Raw genomic sequence first — 19601 nt, 5'->3', positions numbered from 1 at the left:
GGTTGTTAGTTCTTTTCGATATACTTTAATTCAAACTTATCTGGATCTGTATGTTTTAAAGATTCTTTTAAGTAAAAATCAATAATCTGGGTTATCAAATATAATTTTATTTTTTGGTCATCATTTTTCTGATCTTTCATACGGAATATGTTCTCTTTCTCTTGTTCCATTAATTGAGAAAGATACTTATCCGGTTTTTCTATTTTCTCTATGGTTCTATAGCTTTTTATAATAGGAAGCATCCAACGATGCCCAATTAGCCTTCCTAAAGCATTATCCGAATTCTCTTGTAAGTTTTTATACTGATTTCTAAGAACCTGATCAGAAAGATTACGTTGTTCTTCAATTTTAGGGTGTAATTCATGATTGTCGACAGCTACTTTAGCTTTAACAAAAGCCTTTTCAAAAGCATAATCAAGACGCAACATATCTCTTCGCAATTCAATCAATGTTTCAAAAACTAATTGATTATATCCTGCTAAGAAATCTTCGTAGCTATACAGCTCTCTTAAAAAAATAATAGCTTTAGGTTTGTATTCTTTAGCTTCTTTTTGATCGGCTACAATCTGTCGCAACATAGTAAGCTCTCCCTTTTTATATCCAGGAATATGATCAAAATGGGGATGGTTTTGAAGATTCTCTAATTGTATATTTACCTCTGCCAAAGTACCTTGATACAAAGAGTCTCTATATTTAAAATGCACTCTTTGCTCTTCGTTTGAATTTTTATCCTTTTTTGTTTTTTCTTTCCTACCCTTCCTTTTTGGAAATTTAAACTTAGGGTTAAACTTATCAAAGGTGTAGTTATATCCAAAAGTAACCGTAAAATCTTGTGTTGAATTGGTAGAATTTCTAAACTGTGAAAGCACATTGAGATTGAAATTGTGTCTTTTGAGATACACATAAGTGCCGCTAAGCCTAACATTAGTAACCTCTCCTTGTTTTTCGCTATTAGCATTACTTTGATTGTAACTTAATGAAGCGGTTGTTCTTAACTTTTTATCAAAAAACTGCTTGTTTGCAGATACTATGGGACCGTATGTTAGACTATTATCTACTCCTATTGTACTATAGCTTACATTGACCGAAGTAGATATGTTAAGATTTGTGGCAGGGTATCCAATTGTATATGATGCACTACCATTATAAAAGTTAGAATCCCCATTTTCTATTGTTTGCCCCCCTTGTTTATTTACTGCATTTTGAAAAGATAAAGCAATGTTTAGATTCCTTTTCTGAGTTTCTGTGTCTTTGAGAATATAGTTTGCATTCAGGTTAGCATTCTGAGAAGTTTGCTGAAAATCCAGTGTGTCAAGATTATCAAATTGACTGACTTCATTTATAAAGTCAAACTGATTTTTTATATTAGTATAGGATTGAAAATTAGAATATCCTCCGGATAATGTTAATTTCTCAGAAGCATTATATCCTACATTAATAGCACTTACTACTCGTTGCAGCTGCGTACTTTTTGTATTATCCAAATCATCCCTTTGAAGCCCAGCATTAAATGACACATTAACTTTATTTTCGAATATGTTTTGAGTCGCATTAATGGCTATATTTTCTAAATCATTATTAAAAAAATAAGCTCCTAATGTTCTATAATCCGGATCGATATATTCATAACTTACTCCAACCGTGCCCTGTGCAACGGGGTATGAGAGTTTTGCATTATATGCCTTAAATTGTTGGGTTGTTGAATTGGTTTGTAATAGAGGAGATAGCATGACCGAATTTTCTTCACCTCCTTCAACATTTAAATCTTCTGTAATAGCAGATGATGCTACTTCCAGAGATATTTCTCCTTTATCAAAAAGTTTTGCTCGTCCTTCTAAGCTTATTACAACATTCTCTTTAGGTTGTAATTCTAACTCAACAGGAACAGGATTCTCCAAAGAGTTTTTATCATCTACAGCTTTAAAAAATATTGCAGCAATAGAAAATTTATCAAACTCGTACCCCGTTTTAAATCCATAACCAATTCTTTCAAATGCTGCTAACGATTGTTGATCATTGGGATTGAATTCAATTTTTTTAAGCAACCTTCCGTACATTGCACTTATCCTAAAAGGACTTTTAGGAGTAAGATCTACTCCTAATCCTGTAAATTGATGACCGCTTAGCGTATAGGGTGAAAATGTCATATTTACATCTCCAATATGGGCAGTTACCCATTTATAAGATGGATGTATACTTAATCTATTAAAAGTAAACGGATTGTTGTTTTGAAATTCTTGATTAGAATACGAAAATGAGAACGGTATATTATAAACTCCGCTAATATTCAAATTTACATTACCATTAACAAAGTACGTAAATGGTTCTCTATTAGACTGTCCTTCATAAAAAATCGCATTAGCTGCCACGCCTCCTGTTAATTTAAAAAGTTTTGCTTTCCCTATCTGTCCAAGGTCTTGACAAAAGGCAATTGCTGAGAAGCATAAGAAAAAAATGTAACAGAGTAATTTTATGGCCAATCGTTAATTTTTTCTTAAAAATGGAGCACGAAAATATACCTTTCCAATAAGGCAACCAAAAGTCTTAAGTTCTTTTAACCGACTTATATCAAAAGCTAAACACCTATCTACCTGTGACATAACACAATCTATATCTCCTTAATATTAATAACTGAAACTACATTTTCATTTTTATGACCTTGTACATTAAAAAATGAAATTTAGTTTCAAAAGTATTTTATTTTTTCTTAGAAAATATCACTGTTTTCGGGGATGCCATCTTGACTTTATGAGATTTATAATTAAAACATATCATAACAATGATCAGAGTGCGATCTATGAACTTGGTTAAAAAGAAGAAGATTTTTGTTGAAATTCAATACTAAATTGAAGTACGTTTACATTTGACAGAACTCTTACGGCCATCGATATGAACTACATATACAAGCTTATCTTAAGTAGTAAAACTAATCAGTTAGGTATTGTAAAATAAAAGGTACTCCCTTTTCCTTCTTTTGAATTTAGCCAGATTTCTCCTCCATGAGATTCTACAATTTTTTTGCAATGTGCAAGGCCAATACCTGTTCCTTGATATTGCTCTCTAGAATGTAACCGTTGAAATATAGCGAATATTCTTTCTTTATGTTGTTGTGGTATCCCTATACCATTATCTCGTATTGAAAATTCCCAGAAACCACCTGTCTTTCCATTTGTATCATTCTTCTTAACGCAAGAAATCTCAATTTCAGGAATTACATCGGTACATCTAAATTTTATTGCGTTACTTATTAAGTTTTGAAACAATAGCCGTAGTTCAACTTCAGAGCCTTTGATTACCGGTATATCGTTTACTTTTATTTTAGCTTCGGTTTTATCAATACTGCTTTTAAGATCTGTAAGTAATTCTTTTAATAGCGTATTGGTATCAACGGCTTTATATTCTTTACTTCTTCCTAATCTAGAATACTCTAATAACGAATCGATCAATTTTTTCATTCGAATACTGGCATCTTTAATAAAAGTCAAGCTTTCTTTTCCCACATCATCAAAACTATCTCCATAATCTTCGGTAATTAAACCTATAAAACTAGAAATAGTATTAAGAGGCTCCTGAAGATCATGACTGGCGATATATGCAAATTGTTCTAATTCTTTATTCTTTGATTCTAATTCTAATGATTGTTGATGAATAGCTTCATTTTTCTTTTCTAAAGTGGCACTAAATCTTTTCTTTACGATATATGCTCTATAGACAAACAACCCTGTTGCCAAAATAATGACAACCAGGCTTGCCAATAAAATATTGATTTTCTTTTGGGCTTCGATTTCCGAAGTTTGTTGCACTAAAATCTCTTCTTGAGCCTTAATTTGATCTTCCTGACGTTGCAAAAATTCAGTTTGCTCATCAATATGTTCTTTCCCAGTTTTTATTCTTTGATCCTGTTTTTTTATGAAAGAAATCTGTTCCTGAATATTTTTTTCAAGCTCTCTCTCTATTCGTATCTTTTCTTCGTATTTTTTTTGCTGTATTTCGCTTTGCGTATATAAATGCTCTATTTCTTTATTTCGTCTATTAATCTCTTCTCTTTTATCATCTATCTCTCTCTCCTGGTCCCCTAATTTCTCTAATTGATTCGTTATTTTACTTTGTTGATGTTTAATTTCTTGCTCTTTATCACGAATAATCGTCTTATTTTCTTCATTTTCTTTTTGCTCTTTTTGCAAAGATCTTTCCGTTTTTTTGTAGAGTCGCTTCCATTTTTCTGAAGAGGATATTGCATATCTTTTTAACGAAGGAGCTATAATAAAACCTTCATTTTCTATACGATTTGAGTTTATCTCATATTCAAAAGAATCACCTACATTGACCATGTTAATCATAGATGAATTGAAGTTGTAATCCTCGCCTATCAATAGGATATTTTTGCCAGAAATTTTACTCAAAATATAATCGATACTATAATTATATTTGTGGTTTACATATAATAACTGAATATCTTTTACATTTTTAACTAACTGAAAACGAATAATTTCAACTGGCTTCCCATATATTTTTCGTTTTTGAGATAATACCTGAAGATCGAGTATGGTTCTATCTGGGCCCAAAACCCCAATCTTGTATGTAGATTCTTCCGCAAGATTTTGCCATTCTACCTGTTGTGCGAAATTAAAAATAAATATAGCCCGCTGTAATCTTTTTACTTCTTCATTACTTGTATCTTGAGCTTGAATTTGTGTAGAAAAAAAAGTAGTAAAGCAAATTAGCACATAAACCGAATACGTTTTTAATATTGATATATACTGAAGTTTATACATCATAACTTAAGTAATAACCTGAAATAATAATTTGCCCCATTAACCCCAAACTGTTGCACTCTTCTACTATAGATAAAATTACCCTCTTCTGTATTTGCAGAATGTTTATGCTTATCTGGATAGACATTGAACACATTATTGCCTCCTAATGTACATCTTACATAGTCGTTAATTTGGTATGAAACAGCCATATCTGTAACTAATTTAGGAGAAAATGTCTGATCTCTGGTTTCTACACTTCCAGTAAAATTATTTAGAACCCAATTATCTGGGTTTCCATCATTTGGGTGAATATACTTTACTCTTCCGAATACTGTATTTACAACTTGGAACCGATACTTATTAAAATCATAAGACAATAATGAATTAATCTTATAATTTGGTTGAGAATACTCTACTCTGGCAATCTCCTCTCTATTAAATAATAATTCTTCTTGCCCCACGAGTGCAGGAGACACCTTAATAGGTCCTTTTACAGTAGTACTCGTAAGATTTGCCCCTAAGGATGCATTGAACTCTCCTCCTCCAAGGTTCTTCTTAAAAAATAGAGCAGCATCTGCACCAGAGGTTCTTGAATCTATAGCGTTTGTAAAAAACTGAGCAGCTCCGGCATTAAACGGTTCTAATATGGTTTCGTACCCTTCAGAAAATCTTCCTGACAGCACTATTCGATCTTCTATATCAATCAAATAATAATCAAAACTAAAGGTTACATTATCATTTATTTTTCCGCTAAAACCGGCACTTAAATGGCTTGACAACTCGGGTTTTAGTTTTCCAATCTGAAAAGCTTGGGTAACTATGGCACTCTCATTATTAAATGTTCCTACTTGTACACTTTCTCCATTAACAAACTGAGTGCTTATATTTTGAAAAAATACTTGGTGAAGCGATGGCGCCCTGAAACCTGTAGAGAACCCAGCTCTTACGCTGATACCATCTTTAAGTATATATCTTCCTGATAATTTCCAGATGGCCTGACCACCAAAATCATTATACGCTTCGTATCTTGCCGCTCCTCTTACTAATAGTTTTTCAGATACATTAGCCTCTATATCAACATATCCCGAACTATTGGTCCTAAATCGATTTAATTCATTTTCTGGTCTGAAACCCGGAAAAACTTGTGCCCCAACAATTCTTGGTAATTCTTCTCCTAAATTATTTATAAACGTACTACCGCCATCTATGTACGATGCTTCTTCTCCTGCAATGATTTGATAGTTTTCAACTCGCAACTCTGCTCCAAAAGCTATATTAACACCTTGTAACCAATCAAATGTCCTAGAAATGTCAAGGTTGGTCGTGTTTTGCTTATATGCAAATCCTCCTGCATAAAAAGTTCTGGGTGAGGCTATTCCTAACGAGGCATTGTTAGAGTTATTTACGGTATAATCCAATGTATTAATTCCGATAGAATGACTAAAATCAACATCCCAACCGTTTTTAACACCTTTTACACCACCGGTAATAGCATCATCTTGTATATCAGTCAGAATTTCTGGAGAAAAACCATTTGGAAATAAATCCAAAACTACCCTATCTTCATCTTTTGGAAAGCGATAAAAACCTTTTGATTTACCTTCTCTATAATTTCTTCCACCATGCATATAAAATGTTGAAGAATTTGACATAGGCACCTCACCATTAAAAGACAAAGCTAAATTTTGAGTCTCGGCACTTCCAATTTCCATAACTTGTTTATCAGAGTATCCCGTTTGATTAAAAAAATTATTCTGCTCAATCAACCTTTGATCTTCTGTTGCATCATTAGTATATACAGTACCTGTATAATCTCCCGCCCTATTAACAGCTTCTCTTTCTCTGTACTCTGCCGTAACATTTACATAACCTGTTTTTCCTATTTTAAGCCCAAAATTTGCCGATGAATATACGGTAAGTCCATCTCCTTCTGTATTTATCCCAACTCTATTGTCAACTTGGATAATCTCGATTTGTTTTTTTAGTATAATATTAATTACTCCGGCTATAGCATCAGAACCATATTGAGAAGTGGCACCATCTCTTAAAACCTCTATACGGTCAATCGCAGCTATGGGTATTGCATTAAAATCTGTGCCTACAGATCCTCTACCCACGGTTCCATTAACATTTAAAAGAGAACTACTATGTCTTCGCTTTCCATTAACCAATACTAGAACCTGATCAGGTCCCAACCCTCTGAGCGTTGCAGGATCTATATGATCCGTGCCATCAGCAATAGTCTGATGAGTAGAATGAAATGATGGAGTTAAATAATGAAGTATATGACTTAATTCTATTTGTGATGAACCCGTTAATTGTTGTGGTGATATAATATCTACTGCTGCAGTGTTTTTAAGTAATGATTTGGGCTTTGCTCTCGAACCTAACGAAACAGGTTGATCCATAGAAAACCCAGTTTCCAGAATGAAATCTATTTGTACTGTATCTCCAACCTTTACATTTGCCGTTTTAGAAATTGAAGTGTACATTACAAACCCCGAAGTAAGCACATATTCGCCTTCATCTACATCAAAAGAATAGTTACCGTTAACATCGGTTGTTGTGATTTTATCAGTACCTTCTATAGCAACTTTTGCTCCAGGAAGATTACCAAATTGATCTGATACATTTCCTGATATGACTGCTCTAGATTGAGAAAAAACTTGGAAAAAACAGCAAATAGAGAGTAGTACAGTAACAAATAATTGATACTGCTGACCGAAGAAAACTAGGGGTATTTTTCTTTTTAAGATTTTAATGTGTTTACTAATTTGATTGTTGTTTTTATACTTCTGAAAAACTATCGAAAACTATTATCAAAATATTAAATGCCGCTACACATTTTTTCTAAATCATAAGATTATACTCATGCATTAATGCAATTCGAGAAACTAAAATATTTAGAAACAATTTTGCAAACAGTATCTTTAGTTAACATTTTTTGTTGAAATTCTTTTATTTCTATAATCTCCTCTGCTTTGTTTTTATCGGCATCACTCAACTCAGCTCCAAGCATTAGAATTATAATTGATTTTTTATATGAAATATCAAGTTTCTGATATTCTGCGATAAATTCCCATCCGTTCATTACTGGCATATTAATATCAAGAAAAATAATCTCAGGGGCCAATCCTGATTTAATATACTCAATAGCAGACCTTCCATTTTCTGCAACAACTACTTCTTCTACGCATCCTACTTTTTCAATAATAGTTTTATTAAAAAAATTAGTTGCCTTACTATCGTCGATAAGCAGAAAGCTTTTCAATTTCTCCATATATATAAAATGTTAGTATATACTTGAATACTAATTCTTAACCTATATATTAATTAATATCACCATTGTGTCTCAGAAAAAAATCTGTTCAAATATCGGTGCAAAAAAATTCAAAACAATAGGTTATTATTTAAAACAAGAAAGAAATCGACCTAATTTTTAGACCAAATACAAAAAATAACGTCAAAATACCTTTTTTCTATGTTTTAATATAAATGTAATTATCCCTTATTACTATATCAACTTTCAAAATGGTTTTTTAGTACATTATCTAACAGTCCTAAAGACAATGGTTTATTTATAAAATCATCTACTGAATGATTTTTTGCCGATTCTCTTACATCATCCGGGTTCGATGATGTTGATAATAAAATTACCTTAATATCATGCGTAAGGTCTTGATCCAGTTTTGAGAACTCTATCAAAAACTCCCACCCATTCATGGCGGGCATATTAATATCTAAAAAAATAAGGTCAGGTTTAGTAGCTGCATTATTTTTTACAGCATCAAGATACTCAAGAGCTGCCAGTCCGCTTTGTACAGTATTTACCTGCTGAAAGCCTTCATGTTTGGTAACAACTCTTTCATTAAAGAAATTTGTGGCCTTATCATCATCTATTAACAAGACGCAATTAACCAATTTATTCATATGACGATTCCAATTACTGTTTAAAGAAAATAAACTTATTTGACATTTCATAACAAAACTATACTTAATAGAATAGTTTTCGTTTAAAAACACATATTCAACGTTAAAATAAGCTGCGACAACCCGATTAAAATAAGACAGATGTCATTTAAAACCTGTAGTTTCTAACATTATTTACCGATATTAGCTTTATACAGTTTTAATACAGAGAAAAAAATAAGTGTAACTTTATACAAAATCAGACGACTCATACACTACATTAAAAGTCTGGATGGGATATATGCTTGAAAAGATAAAAAACAAGTGCAAGAGCACCTCTTTGCGATATAGCTATTTTAGTCATATCGATGAAATACCTGAAGCTGAATGGAATTTAGCTAATTCGAAGAATACTGTTTTTCTTTCTTTAGAGTATTTAAAAACTCTTGAAGACACACTTTCAGAAACTATTCGATTTAAGTATATCATATTTTATCAAAATCAAACTCCGGTAGCTATAGCTGCTACACAACTTATTAAATTTAATTCTGCTCAATTAAAGTTTCATGAATTTCCGTGTAGAATTAGTGATGCCATAAAAAATACATTGTTTAAAAACTTAGATGTCAAAGTTTTAGTTTGTGGAAACTTGTTTTCCTGTGGTGAACATGGTTTTGTATATAACTCTGACAAATTAAGTCCTCAAGATGCTTTTGAAAGTTTATCAAATGCTTTACGCGAAATAAGAAAATCTGAAAATACAGACAAGCCATCCTTTATATTACTGAAAGAGTTTTGGCCCCATTCTTTTAGTAACAGTGACAATATTAAAGAACATGATTTTAGAGAGTTTAAAATAGATGTAAATATGGTATTAAACATTCTTCCTGAATGGAATACTTTTGATGACTATCTATCGAGCATGCGTACTAAATTTAGAACCAGAGCCAAAAAGGTTTTCAAAAAATCCGAAAAGATTAGTGTAAAAGATTTTACAGCAGAAGATATTGATACGTACAAAAATCAAATTAATACGCTTTACTTATCGGTTATAGAAAAAGCAGATTTTAAAATAGGAAAACTAAATGCCTCTACTTTTAAACGCTTAAAGGAAACCCTGAACGAATCATTTATTTTAAAAGGATATTTCTTAAATGAAACTCTGGTTGGGTTTACAACCGCTTTTATTTTGGAAAATGCTGTGGATGCAAATCATATCGGAATAGATTACGAGTACAATAAGGCACATGATATTTATCAAAAAATGCTATATGACTATGTCGATTTAGCTATTTCAAAAAACACAAAAGAGTTAAGACTAGGAAGAACAGCCGAAATTATAAAAAGTTGCGTTGGGGCGAAACCTGTAGAAATGAAATTGTATGTGAGACATGGTAATTCTATTTCTAACACGCTATTAAAACCATTGGTAGAGCTAATTTCTCCAAACGAATATGAAGTTAGAAACCCATTCAAACTTCAATTAGATTAACAACTATGGATTCATTAACTCAAATTGTGCTTGGTGCCGCCGTAGGTGAAGCTGCCCTTGGAAGAAAAGTTGGCAATAAGGCTATGCTATGGGGTGCCGTAGCAGGAACTATCCCTGATCTGGACGTGATATCCAAACTTTTTGTAGATACCGTAACGGCAAATGAATTACATAGAGGGTTTTCGCATTCTATATTGTTTAGTATTCTGGTAGCACCCATAATGGGATGGTTGCTGTCTAAACTTTATAAAAATAAAGAAGCCAACTGGAAAGATTGGACTAAACTTATGTTTCTAGGACTTTTTACCCATCCAATCTTAGATGCTTTCACCACCTGGGGAACTCAACTGTTTTGGCCTTTTGATTATAAAGTAGCCGTTAATAATATTTTTGTGGTAGACCCTTTATATACTATCCCTTTTTTAGTGTTCTTAATCATGGCCATGTTTTATAAACGCACACATCATAAAAGAAGGAGATTCAACAATCTTGGATTGTATATAAGTAGTGGATATATGTTATTAACATTGATATTACAACAAACTGCGAGAGCAAATTTCTCTAGTAATTTAGAAAATCAACATATTCAGTATAATGAAATACAAACGCGCCCTACGCCACTAAACAGTATTCTTTGGACCGCTAATATAGAAACTGATGATTCATTTTTGATTGGTTATTATTCATTATTAGATAAAGATGACACTATTAATTTTGCAGAATTTCCAAAAAATCATCACTTGCTAGGTAAAATGAAAGATGATCCTCTTATTCCCAGGTTAATTAAACTCTCTGAAGGATGGTATACTATAGAAAAAGTTAATGATAGTGTGTATTTTAATGACTTAAGGTTTGGAACGCTAGGTATAGGTGATCAAGCAAAACGGTTTGTTTTTAGTTACGAACTGTATTATGATAAAAATGGGGAATTAATAGCTAAAGAAAGAGAACGAGATATGGGCAAAGCCTCTCCGTTACTTAAAAAATTATTCAATCGGGTATTAGGAAACAAATCATAAAAAAGGGTCCGAATATTCAGACCCTTTTGTATATAATATATATTATTTTTTTCAAGCAAATTGACAGATTACTCCTCCCATCAAAGCTAAACATACGGTCCAGTATCCTACATTTACAAGAATATATTTAAATCCTTTTCTCTCAAAAAGAGCATTGGTTCCCAATACCGGTAACACAAAGAATATTCCAGATATCGCTCCATGTAACGCTCCATGTTTGAATGTTCTAAAATTCCCTCCATATTTTGTCATAAAATCTTGTGCATATTGATAGGTCTCAGTCCCTTCTTTCATCAAATCTGGATCACTCATTAGTGTAGAGAAAAAACCAAACTGATGAATTACAATAGTATTTAACATCATAGCCAGAAAAAAACTAAACACATAGCTTAATATAAAAATCAAAGCCATATTACCGCCTTTTAAATCTTCAGGTGTAAACCCACATGCATTCATCCAAGCGGTACCAAATACTTTGGGATTATACCAAATAAAACCCAAAACCATTGGTATCAAAGCCGCAAGAGCAGCAATCAAAAAATTAACTTCCATATTGATTAGTATTTAAAGTTGTTATACTCAAATATAGTTAAAATCAAATTCATGAGATTTACCATACCATATAGAGCAATCTAATTGAGAATAGAACAAGAACAACTCCAGTTACTTTAAAAAATGCAGTAAGTCGCCTTGGAGATATAAATTTCTTCAATTTTTTAGACAAAAAAACTTTTAATAAATCGGTAGTAAGAATTCCGAATAATACGGCTGTCAAAAAAGCAAAAAGTAATCCCTGATCAGGATATTTTGATTTTCCATACTGAAAGACACCAATCCAAACTACAAAAACAAATGGATTAAAGAAATTAACACTGAAACCCTTTATAAAAAATGATTGAAGCCCACGTGTATTTATAGAAACATCTGTAGTGATTTTTGCTTTTTTGAAAAAATAATTAATTCCTAAAACAAACAAGATTGTACTACCAATAACCCCAATCCAGAATCTATTATCTTCTCCATTTATAAAAGAAGAAAGACCATAGTAACACAACATTATGCAGACAATGTCACTTGCTATTATTCCCAGAGCTACTGCAACACCGGCTTTAGAACCCCATTGAAAACTACTGTTAAGCAAAAGAAAAAAAACCGGCCCTACGAAAATGATCATCCCCAAACCTATAGCAAAACCTTCTAAAAATGACATAGAACTATCAACACTAATTAAGAATGTAAATATAGCAATTCTAAAAAATGGTGAACCATTACTTAAATGGTATTGATATTAGTAAGTCTGAATGTATGATGGTTCATTTTTTAATTTGAATAAAAAAACTCGTTATTAAATTATCAATGAATTCATAATTAATTTGTTTTTATCTTAAGAAATTACTCTCTTTAATGCCTGTTTTTATTAAATAAACAAATATCTACTATGAACAGCACTTATAAAGTAACAGTCAACAAAAACTTTGAGTTTGAGTTTACCAAAAAAGGCATTGCAGAAATTGATGCATTGCTCACTTCAGACACACAATATCATGTTCTTCAGGATAGCAAATCATATCATACTGAAGTAATTCAATCTGATTTCAATAGTAAACAATATGAAGTAAAAGTTAATGACACTATCTACAAGGTAGCCATTGCAAACGAATTGGATATGCAAATTGCTGCCATGGGGTTCTCGATTGGGTCTTCAAAACAAATAAACGCAATCAAAGCCCCTATGCCAGGGTTACTGCTGGATATTCATGTAGATATCGATCAAGAAGTTAAAGAAGATGAACCATTACTTATCCTTGAAGCAATGAAAATGGAAAATGTAATTCTATCTCCAAGAGATGGAGTTATCAAATCTATCTCGGCTGCCAAAGGAGATGCAGTAGATAAAGGTCAATTGTTAATAGAATTTGTATGAAAAAGATATTAATTGCCAACAGAGGTGAAATTGCCATAAGAGTAATGACCACCGCAAAAAAAATGGGGATTAAAACTGTAGCAGTATATTCTACCGCAGATCGAAATGCCCCTCATGTACGTTTCGCAGACGAAGCCGTATTAATTGGTGAAGCCCCTTCGAATCAATCTTATCTATTAGGATCAAAAATTATTGAAGTTGCCAAAAATCTTGGTGTTGATGCTATACATCCTGGTTATGGTTTCTTAAGTGAAAATGCAGATTTTGCTGAAGAAGTAGAGCAAAATGGCCTTATATTCATTGGACCAAAATCTAAGGCAATAAAGGTTATGGGAAGCAAACTAGCCGCCAAAGATGCTGTTAAAGCTTATGACATCCCGATGGTACCCGGTATAGATGAAGCAATTACTGATGTTAATAAAGCAAAAGCAATCGCTACAGAAATTGGATTTCCGATATTGATTAAAGCATCTGCCGGTGGTGGTGGTAAAGGAATGCGGGTTGTAGAAAAAGAACAAGACTTAGAATCACAAATGCAACGTGCAATTAGCGAAGCTACTTCTGCTTTTGGGGATGGCTCAGTATTTATCGAAAAATATGTAGCCTCACCAAGACATATTGAAATTCAGGTAATGGCAGATAGCCATGGTAATGCAATCCACCTCTTTGAAAGAGAATGTAGTGTACAGCGACGACATCAAAAAGTAGTTGAAGAGGCTCCGTCGGCAGTACTTACTCCTGAGCTACGCTCAAAAATGGGTGAAGCGGCTATCAAAGTAGCCAAAGCTTGTGATTATTTGGGGGCCGGAACCGTCGAATTTCTCCTGGATGAAAATAACAACTTCTACTTTCTTGAAATGAATACTAGACTGCAAGTAGAACATCCCGTTACAGAACTCATCTCGGGAGTAGATCTGGTAGAGCTTCAAATAAAAGTTGCCAGAGGAGAAAAACTACCAATACAACAAGAAGATCTAAAAATTAATGGACATGCCCTGGAGTTAAGAGTTTATGCAGAAGATCCTTTGAATGACTTCTTACCAAGTGTAGGGCACCTGGACGTTTATAAAATTCCTTCAGGCGAAGGAATCCGAGTTGACAATGGGTTTGAGCAAGGTATGGATATTCCTATTTATTATGACCCTATGCTTGCAAAACTTATTACCTATGGTAAAACACGAGAAGAAGCTATTCAATTAATGATCAAAGCCATTAGTGAGTATCATGTAGAAGGTGTACAAACCACGCTACCTTTTGGTAAATTTGTTTGTGAGCATGAAGCCTTTACGTCAGGAAATTTTGATACTCATTTTGTAAAAAAATACTATTCGGCAGAAAAAATACAAGCAGCAACAGAAGAAGAAGCTAAAATTGCTGCACTAATCGCCATGAAACAATACATAAAAGATCAAGAAATATTACGATTACCCGTATAAAAAAATAATGAATACTGAATAAAGAACAACGAGTAGTAAACTACCTTGGGGCAAGCCCTTGAGGTACCGGTTAGAAATGATTTTGATTTCGAAGCAAGCCTTGGAGCATTTAAATCTCTACTATAGCGTAAATTATTGAAACTGAATTAAAATTTCTAACTAGTAACTACTCCACACTAAGTACTAAAACATGGATTCAAAAATAAAGACATTACAAGAAAAAATAGATCAGGCAAAGTTAGGTGGTGGTGAAAAACGTATTGCAAAGCAGCATGAAAAGAAAAAGTTAACCGCTCGCGAACGAGTTGAATATATCATGGATGAAGGTTCTTTTGAAGAAATAGGAATCCTTGTCACTCATAGAACTACAGATTTTGGAATGCAAAAAGAAATCTACTATGGTGATGGTGTTATTACTGGTTACGGAACTATAGACGGTAGATTAGTATACATTTTTGCACAGGATTTTACCGTATTTGGTGGAGCCCTATCCGAAACTCACGCAGAAAAAATTTGCAAAGTTATGGATATGGCCGTTAAAATGGGAGCACCTATTATCGGACTTAATGATTCTGGTGGAGCCAGAATACAGGAAGGCGTACGTTCTCTTGGTGGATATGCTGATATTTTTCATAGAAATGTATCTGCTTCTGGAGTAATCCCTCAAATATCAGCAATTATGGGCCCATGTGCCGGAGGGGCAGTATATTCTCCTGCTATGACCGATTTTACACTTATGGTAGAAGATACCAGTTATATGTTTGTTACCGGTCCTAATGTTGTAAAAACGGTTACAAATGAAGAAGTAACTTCAGAAGAATTAGGTGGTGCCAGCACACATTCTACCAAATCCGGAGTGGCACATGTAACATCAGGTAACGATATTGAATGTCTTGAAGATGTAAAAAGATTATTAAGTTACCTACCACAAAGTAATACCGAAGTTACCAAAAAACTATCATACACTTTACAAGATGAGGTACGAGAAGTACTTGCTAGTATTGTTCCTGATAATCCAAACAAGCCCTATGATATGCATGAGGTGATTGGTGGGATTATAGATCAAGATTCTTTCTACGAAATCCATAAAGATTATGCAGAAAATATTATTGTTGGTTTTGCTCGTCTAGGTGGAAGAAGTGTGGGAATTGTTGCCAACCAGCCTATGTTTTTAGCAGGTGTATTGGATGTAAACAGTTCTAAAAAAGCAGCAAGGTTTACGCGTTTCTGTGATTGTTTTAATATCCCATTATTGGTATTAGTAGATGTACCTGGGTTCTTACCCGGAACTGATCAGGAATGGAATGGAATTATAGTACACGGAGCCAAATTATTGTATGCCCTAAGCGAAGCTACTGTACCTAAAGTAACAGTAATTACTCGTAAAGCATATGGAGGTGCCTATGATGTTATGAACTCTAAGCATATTGGTGCCGACCTTAACTTTGCGTGGCCTACAGCTGAAATAGCTGTAATGGGTGCCAAAGGAGCAAGTGAAATTATTTTTAGAAAAGAGATACAAGCTTCAGATGACCCTGAAGCTAAACTTGCTGAGAAAGAAGCTGAATATGCCGATAAATTTGCGAACCCATATCGAGCCGCGCAACGTGGGTTTATAGATGAAGTAATCTTACCGCAAAACACACGTCGCAAACTCTTAAAAGCATTTAGTATGCTTGAGGATAAAAAGATTGATCGCCCTAAGCGTAAGCATGGTAATATCCCATTATAAAATTAATATGTAGATCTCACAGATCAATCTGTGAGATCTTTTATACATCCTCCACTACCCCATTCCTAAACTTACCCTAAGAATTTCTTTGCTGTACTGTGCAATTTTTTAGTTTTGCACTTTTAAATAAAATGATATGATTTCTGTAGATGGTATAGCAGTGGAGTTTAGTGGTGAAACTTTATTTAACAATGTTTCTTTTGTCATAAATGAGAATGACAAGATTGCTTTAATGGGAAAGAATGGTGCTGGAAAATCTACAATGATGAAGATTATAGCTGGAGTACAAAAAGCTACACGCGGCAATATCCGGTATCCTAAAGAAGCGGTTATTGCCTATTTACCACAACACCTATTAACCGATGATAATTGTACTGTATTTGAAGAAGCTTCCAAAGCTTTTGGTCATATCACGGCTATGCAGCAAGAAATGGATCGTCTTAATGCAGCTCTCGAAACACGAACAGATTACGAGTCAGAAGAATACATGAACATCATCCAAAAGGTAACCGATCTGGGTGAGAAATTCTATGCAATTGAAGAGGTAAATTATGATGCCGAAATTGAGAAAGCATTACAAGGATTAGGGTTTAAACGAGAGGATTTTACGCGCCCAACTAGTGAATTTAGTGGTGGATGGCGTATGCGTGTAGAACTTGCCAAAATCTTATTAAAAAAACCAGACCTAATCCTGCTAGATGAGCCGACAAATCATGTCGATATTGAATCTGTAATTTGGCTTGAGGATTTCTTAATTAATAAAGCCAAAGCCGTAATTGTTATTTCGCATGATAAAGCATTTATTGATAACATTACCAATCGTACTATAGAAGTAACGATGGGTAGAATATATGATTACAAAGCTAACTACTCCCATTATCTTCAGTTAAGAGAAGAACGCCGGGCCCACCAGATCAAAGCATACCAGGAACAACAAAAATTCATTTCAGACACCAAAGATTTTATAGAGCGGTTTAAAGGCACCTATTCTAAAACCAACCAAGTCAATTCCAGGGAGCGCATGTTAGAGAAGCTACAGATAATCGAGATTGATGAAATCGATACTTCAGCTTTAAAACTTCGTTTTCCACCTTCTATGCGATCGGGAGATTATCCCGTGATCGCAAAAGATTTATCAAAAAGCTATGGAGATCATGTTGTATTTAAAAATGCTAACTTATCCATTGCTCGTGGAGAAAAAGTATCTTTTGTTGGTCGTAATGGTGAAGGGAAATCTACCATGATTAAAGCTATTATGGGTGAGATCGATTTTGAAGGAGAGTGTGCATTAGGTCATAACGCCAAAGTAGGATATTTTGCACAAAATCAAGCCTCTTTATTAGATCCTAATCTTACTATTTTTCAGACCGTAGACGAAGTGGCAAAAGGTGATGTTAGAACACAGGTAAAAAACATTCTGGGGCAATTTATGTTTAGTGGTGATACTATTGATAAAAAAGTATCTGTACTTTCTGGTGGAGAAAAAACTCGTTTAGCCATGGTAAAACTATTGTTAGAACCCGTAAATGTGCTTATACTCGATGAACCAACTAATCATTTAGACATTAAGTCTAAAGATGTATTAAAAGAAGCCTTATTGGCATTTGATGGCACCTTGATATTAGTATCTCATGATCGTGATTTTTTACAAGGATTATCCCAAAAAGTATTTGAGTTTAAAGATCAAAGAGTTATCGAACATTTTGAAACAATCGATGAATTTTTGGTTAGAAACAAAATTGAGAACCTAAAACAAATTGACCTAAAGGCATAATCGATTATTTCAAATTTTGTATTGAGACCATCTTTAAAAAATATGATAGCAGTACTATTTTGTCATTTTAACAATAGCCCTTATCTCTATTCGTATTAAAATAATCAGCACTATAACTTCCAACAAAAAATAAAACACTCCTATACCCGTTAATCTATTATAAAAATAAGTTACAATCCCAATAGTTAAGATAGTGTAGACTATATTGGCGATGACGATAATTTTTAAATAAGGTTTCCAGTTTCTTTTGATGAAATAATAGCAACAAATAGAATATATCGCATACATTAATGCTACTGAAGATAAGAGATAAAGTATTTTTTTAGGCATTCCAAAATATGCTTCCAGATTTGCTAGAATGACACTCAAGAAAAAAGCAGTTAACAGTGCTCCTAAACTATCAATTAAAAAAAGTGTTTTAGGATTTGAAATCATTTAGAACCTATTATTAATTATATTAAAACTCTTAGCTTTTTTAAACCTTTGATCTCAATATTGAGGTGATCTATGGTATTAAGTTTCAGCTTCTGAAAGTAATATTGCGCACTCAGATACGCAGTTGGCTTTCTACTCCACCCGGTTCTTCCATTTTTTGAAAGCATTGCGCCGTACCAAGCGTGTTTCAGCAACTAAATTAGCAAATACAAACCGAATAGAAAATCCTAGCGGATTTTCGTAAGTAAGCCTTTACTAGCAATGAATTGCACACATTGTTATGTGCATACTGCATTCAATAGTATTGCTTTTTTGAAAATTGTCCATGCTTTAGTAATAAACATCCATTCTATAGTCTCTTGTTTCATCTCAAATTTGCACTGTAACAAAAAAACAAGAAAAAATGACAACTAAAGTTCCATCAAAATTAGCAATCCTGATTTTTTTACTAGGATTTACAATTCAATCATTTTCAAAATCTAAAAACACAAACATTATGAACAGCACAAAAAAAGAAACAATCGGATTATTAGTAATTATGAATGCAAAACCAGGAAAAGAGCAAGATGTCAAAAGCTTCTTGCTTGGGGGATTAGCATTAGTGAATCAAGAACCTCAAACAGCATCTTGGTTTGCCTTTCAAATAGATAACAATACCTTTGGAATCTATGATACTTTTGAAGTAGAAGAAGGTAGACAAGCACATTTAACAGGCGAAGTTGCAAAGGCATTGTTAGCAAATGCAGGTGATTTATTAGAGGATTTTAATCCAAGTACAGATATTCAAGCAATAGATGTTTTAGCGTCTAATCATAAGTCTGGATTGCAAAACAAAGGCTTGCTTGTTATCATGAAATCTAAAGAAGGAAAGGTAACAGATGTCGAAAACTTCCTTAATGTTGGAAAACAATTAGTAAGTGATGAGTCAAAGACTTTATCTTGGTATGCAATAAAAATAGATGCAACTACTTATGCAATCTTTGATACCTTTACAGATGATTTAGGCAGGGATGCGCATTTAACAGGAAAAGTAGCAGCAGCACTAATGGAAAATGCTCCAGTTCTTTTAGATGGATTTGAGGCATCAGCAATTCAAAAAATAGATATTATAGCTTCAAAATAA

At 33.3% G+C, this 19601-nt stretch carries 15 protein-coding genes; 7 read left to right on the top strand and 8 right to left on the bottom strand.

Features of this window, described 5'->3' with window-relative positions; translation table 11 throughout:
- Nucleotides 1–5: 5 nt before the first annotated feature.
- From JJQ60_RS04245 to JJQ60_RS04225, 5 genes are all read right to left on the bottom strand, one after another.
- Nucleotides 6–2480 (bottom strand): TonB-dependent receptor, encoded by a 2475-nt coding sequence (locus JJQ60_RS04245; protein WP_201916941.1) that lies wholly within the window; start codon nt 2478–2480, stop codon nt 6–8.
- A 450-nt stretch (nt 2481–2930) separates the two neighbouring features.
- Nucleotides 2931–4778, bottom strand: a complete 1848-nt coding sequence (locus tag JJQ60_RS04240; RefSeq protein WP_201916939.1) for a YfiR/HmsC family protein — start codon at nt 4776–4778, stop codon at nt 2931–2933.
- On the bottom strand, nt 4775–7399 hold the full coding sequence (locus tag JJQ60_RS22265) for a TonB-dependent receptor (RefSeq protein WP_455423518.1): 2625 nt from the start codon (nt 7397–7399) through the stop codon (nt 4775–4777). The genes JJQ60_RS04240 and JJQ60_RS22265 overlap by 4 nt, the downstream gene beginning before the upstream one ends.
- A 227-nt stretch (nt 7400–7626) precedes the next feature.
- Nucleotides 7627–8037, bottom strand: a complete 411-nt coding sequence (locus JJQ60_RS04230; protein ID WP_201916937.1) for a response regulator — start codon at nt 8035–8037, stop codon at nt 7627–7629.
- A 239-nt stretch (nt 8038–8276) separates the two neighbouring features.
- A complete protein-coding gene (locus tag JJQ60_RS04225) occupies nt 8277–8738 on the bottom strand; it encodes a response regulator (RefSeq protein WP_201916935.1) in 462 nt (153 codons plus the stop codon).
- 229 nt (nt 8739–8967) lie between these two features.
- Here JJQ60_RS04225 and JJQ60_RS04220 point away from each other — a divergent pair, with 229 nt between their 5' ends.
- Nucleotides 8968–10158 (top strand): peptidogalycan biosysnthesis protein, encoded by a 1191-nt coding sequence (locus JJQ60_RS04220; protein ID WP_201916933.1) that lies wholly within the window; start codon nt 8968–8970, stop codon nt 10156–10158.
- Nucleotides 10159–10163: 5 nt separating this feature from the next.
- A complete protein-coding gene (locus tag JJQ60_RS04215; protein WP_201916931.1) occupies nt 10164–11177 on the top strand; it encodes a metal-dependent hydrolase in 1014 nt (337 codons plus the stop codon).
- A gap of 51 nt (nt 11178–11228) precedes the next feature.
- Here the strand turns inward: JJQ60_RS04215 and JJQ60_RS04210 are convergent, their stop codons facing one another.
- On the bottom strand, nt 11229–11729 hold the full coding sequence (locus JJQ60_RS04210) for a DUF1761 domain-containing protein (RefSeq protein WP_201916929.1): 501 nt from the start codon (nt 11727–11729) through the stop codon (nt 11229–11231).
- Between the two features lie 58 nt (nt 11730–11787).
- Nucleotides 11788–12387, bottom strand: coding sequence for a LysE family translocator (locus tag JJQ60_RS04205; RefSeq protein ID WP_201916927.1), 600 nt, complete (start codon nt 12385–12387; stop codon nt 11788–11790).
- Between the two features lie 228 nt (nt 12388–12615).
- Here JJQ60_RS04205 and JJQ60_RS04200 point away from each other — a divergent pair, with 228 nt between their 5' ends.
- The 4 genes from JJQ60_RS04200 (at nt 12616) to JJQ60_RS04185 (ending at nt 18043) form a co-directional block, all read left to right on the top strand.
- Nucleotides 12616–13101 (top strand): acetyl-CoA carboxylase biotin carboxyl carrier protein subunit, encoded by a 486-nt coding sequence (locus JJQ60_RS04200; RefSeq protein WP_201916925.1) that lies wholly within the window; start codon nt 12616–12618, stop codon nt 13099–13101.
- A complete protein-coding gene (accC, locus tag JJQ60_RS04195) occupies nt 13098–14537 on the top strand; it encodes an acetyl-CoA carboxylase biotin carboxylase subunit (protein ID WP_201916923.1) in 1440 nt (479 codons plus the stop codon). The genes JJQ60_RS04200 and accC overlap by 4 nt, the downstream gene beginning before the upstream one ends.
- Nucleotides 14538–14727: 190 nt before the next feature.
- The gene (locus JJQ60_RS04190; protein WP_201916921.1) at nt 14728–16269 is read left to right on the top strand and encodes an acyl-CoA carboxylase subunit beta; all 1542 of its coding nucleotides are present in this window, start codon (nt 14728–14730) and stop codon (nt 16267–16269) included.
- A gap of 136 nt (nt 16270–16405) precedes the next feature.
- Entirely contained in the window at nt 16406–18043 is a 1638-nt protein-coding gene (locus JJQ60_RS04185; RefSeq protein ID WP_201916919.1) for an ABC-F family ATP-binding cassette domain-containing protein, read from the top strand.
- A 54-nt stretch (nt 18044–18097) separates the two neighbouring features.
- On the opposite strand, the gene JJQ60_RS04180 is transcribed toward JJQ60_RS04185, so the two are convergent.
- Nucleotides 18098–18478 (bottom strand): hypothetical protein, encoded by a 381-nt coding sequence (locus tag JJQ60_RS04180; RefSeq protein ID WP_201916917.1) that lies wholly within the window; start codon nt 18476–18478, stop codon nt 18098–18100.
- Between the two features lie 403 nt (nt 18479–18881).
- Here JJQ60_RS04180 and JJQ60_RS21970 point away from each other — a divergent pair, with 403 nt between their 5' ends.
- Nucleotides 18882–19601, top strand: coding sequence for a putative quinol monooxygenase (locus tag JJQ60_RS21970; RefSeq protein ID WP_236669030.1), 720 nt, complete (start codon nt 18882–18884; stop codon nt 19599–19601).

Source organism: Aquimarina mytili (genome assembly GCF_016735115.1).
In the GTDB taxonomy this organism is placed as follows: Bacteria; Bacteroidota; Bacteroidia; order Flavobacteriales; family Flavobacteriaceae; genus Aquimarina; species Aquimarina mytili.
The sequence above is the reverse complement of the archived record's forward strand: the minus strand, read 5'-3'. Positions and strand labels throughout refer to the sequence as shown.

What these genes read in the sequence shown, in the direction of transcription:
- JJQ60_RS04240 (WP_201916939.1), bottom strand. Translation starts at nt 4,778, where the DNA reads ATGATGTATAAACTTCAGTATATATCAATATTAAAAACGTATTCGGTT.
- JJQ60_RS04230 (WP_201916937.1), bottom strand. Translation starts at nt 8,037, where the DNA reads ATGGAGAAATTGAAAAGCTTTCTGCTTATCGACGATAGTAAGGCAACT.
- JJQ60_RS04225 (WP_201916935.1), bottom strand. Translation starts at nt 8,738, where the DNA reads ATGAAATGTCAAATAAGTTTATTTTCTTTAAACAGTAATTGGAATCGT.
- JJQ60_RS04220 (WP_201916933.1), top strand. Translation starts at nt 8,968, where the DNA reads ATGCTTGAAAAGATAAAAAACAAGTGCAAGAGCACCTCTTTGCGATAT.
- JJQ60_RS04215 (WP_201916931.1), top strand. Translation starts at nt 10,164, where the DNA reads ATGGATTCATTAACTCAAATTGTGCTTGGTGCCGCCGTAGGTGAAGCT.
- JJQ60_RS04210 (WP_201916929.1), bottom strand. Translation starts at nt 11,729, where the DNA reads ATGGAAGTTAATTTTTTGATTGCTGCTCTTGCGGCTTTGATACCAATG.
- JJQ60_RS04205 (WP_201916927.1), bottom strand. Translation starts at nt 12,387, where the DNA reads ATGTCATTTTTAGAAGGTTTTGCTATAGGTTTGGGGATGATCATTTTC.
- JJQ60_RS04200 (WP_201916925.1), top strand. Translation starts at nt 12,616, where the DNA reads ATGAACAGCACTTATAAAGTAACAGTCAACAAAAACTTTGAGTTTGAG.
- accC (WP_201916923.1), top strand. Translation starts at nt 13,098, where the DNA reads ATGAAAAAGATATTAATTGCCAACAGAGGTGAAATTGCCATAAGAGTA.
- JJQ60_RS04190 (WP_201916921.1), top strand. Translation starts at nt 14,728, where the DNA reads ATGGATTCAAAAATAAAGACATTACAAGAAAAAATAGATCAGGCAAAG.
- JJQ60_RS04185 (WP_201916919.1), top strand. Translation starts at nt 16,406, where the DNA reads ATGATTTCTGTAGATGGTATAGCAGTGGAGTTTAGTGGTGAAACTTTA.
- JJQ60_RS04180 (WP_201916917.1), bottom strand. Translation starts at nt 18,478, where the DNA reads ATGATTTCAAATCCTAAAACACTTTTTTTAATTGATAGTTTAGGAGCA.
- JJQ60_RS21970 (WP_236669030.1), top strand. Translation starts at nt 18,882, where the DNA reads ATGACAACTAAAGTTCCATCAAAATTAGCAATCCTGATTTTTTTACTA.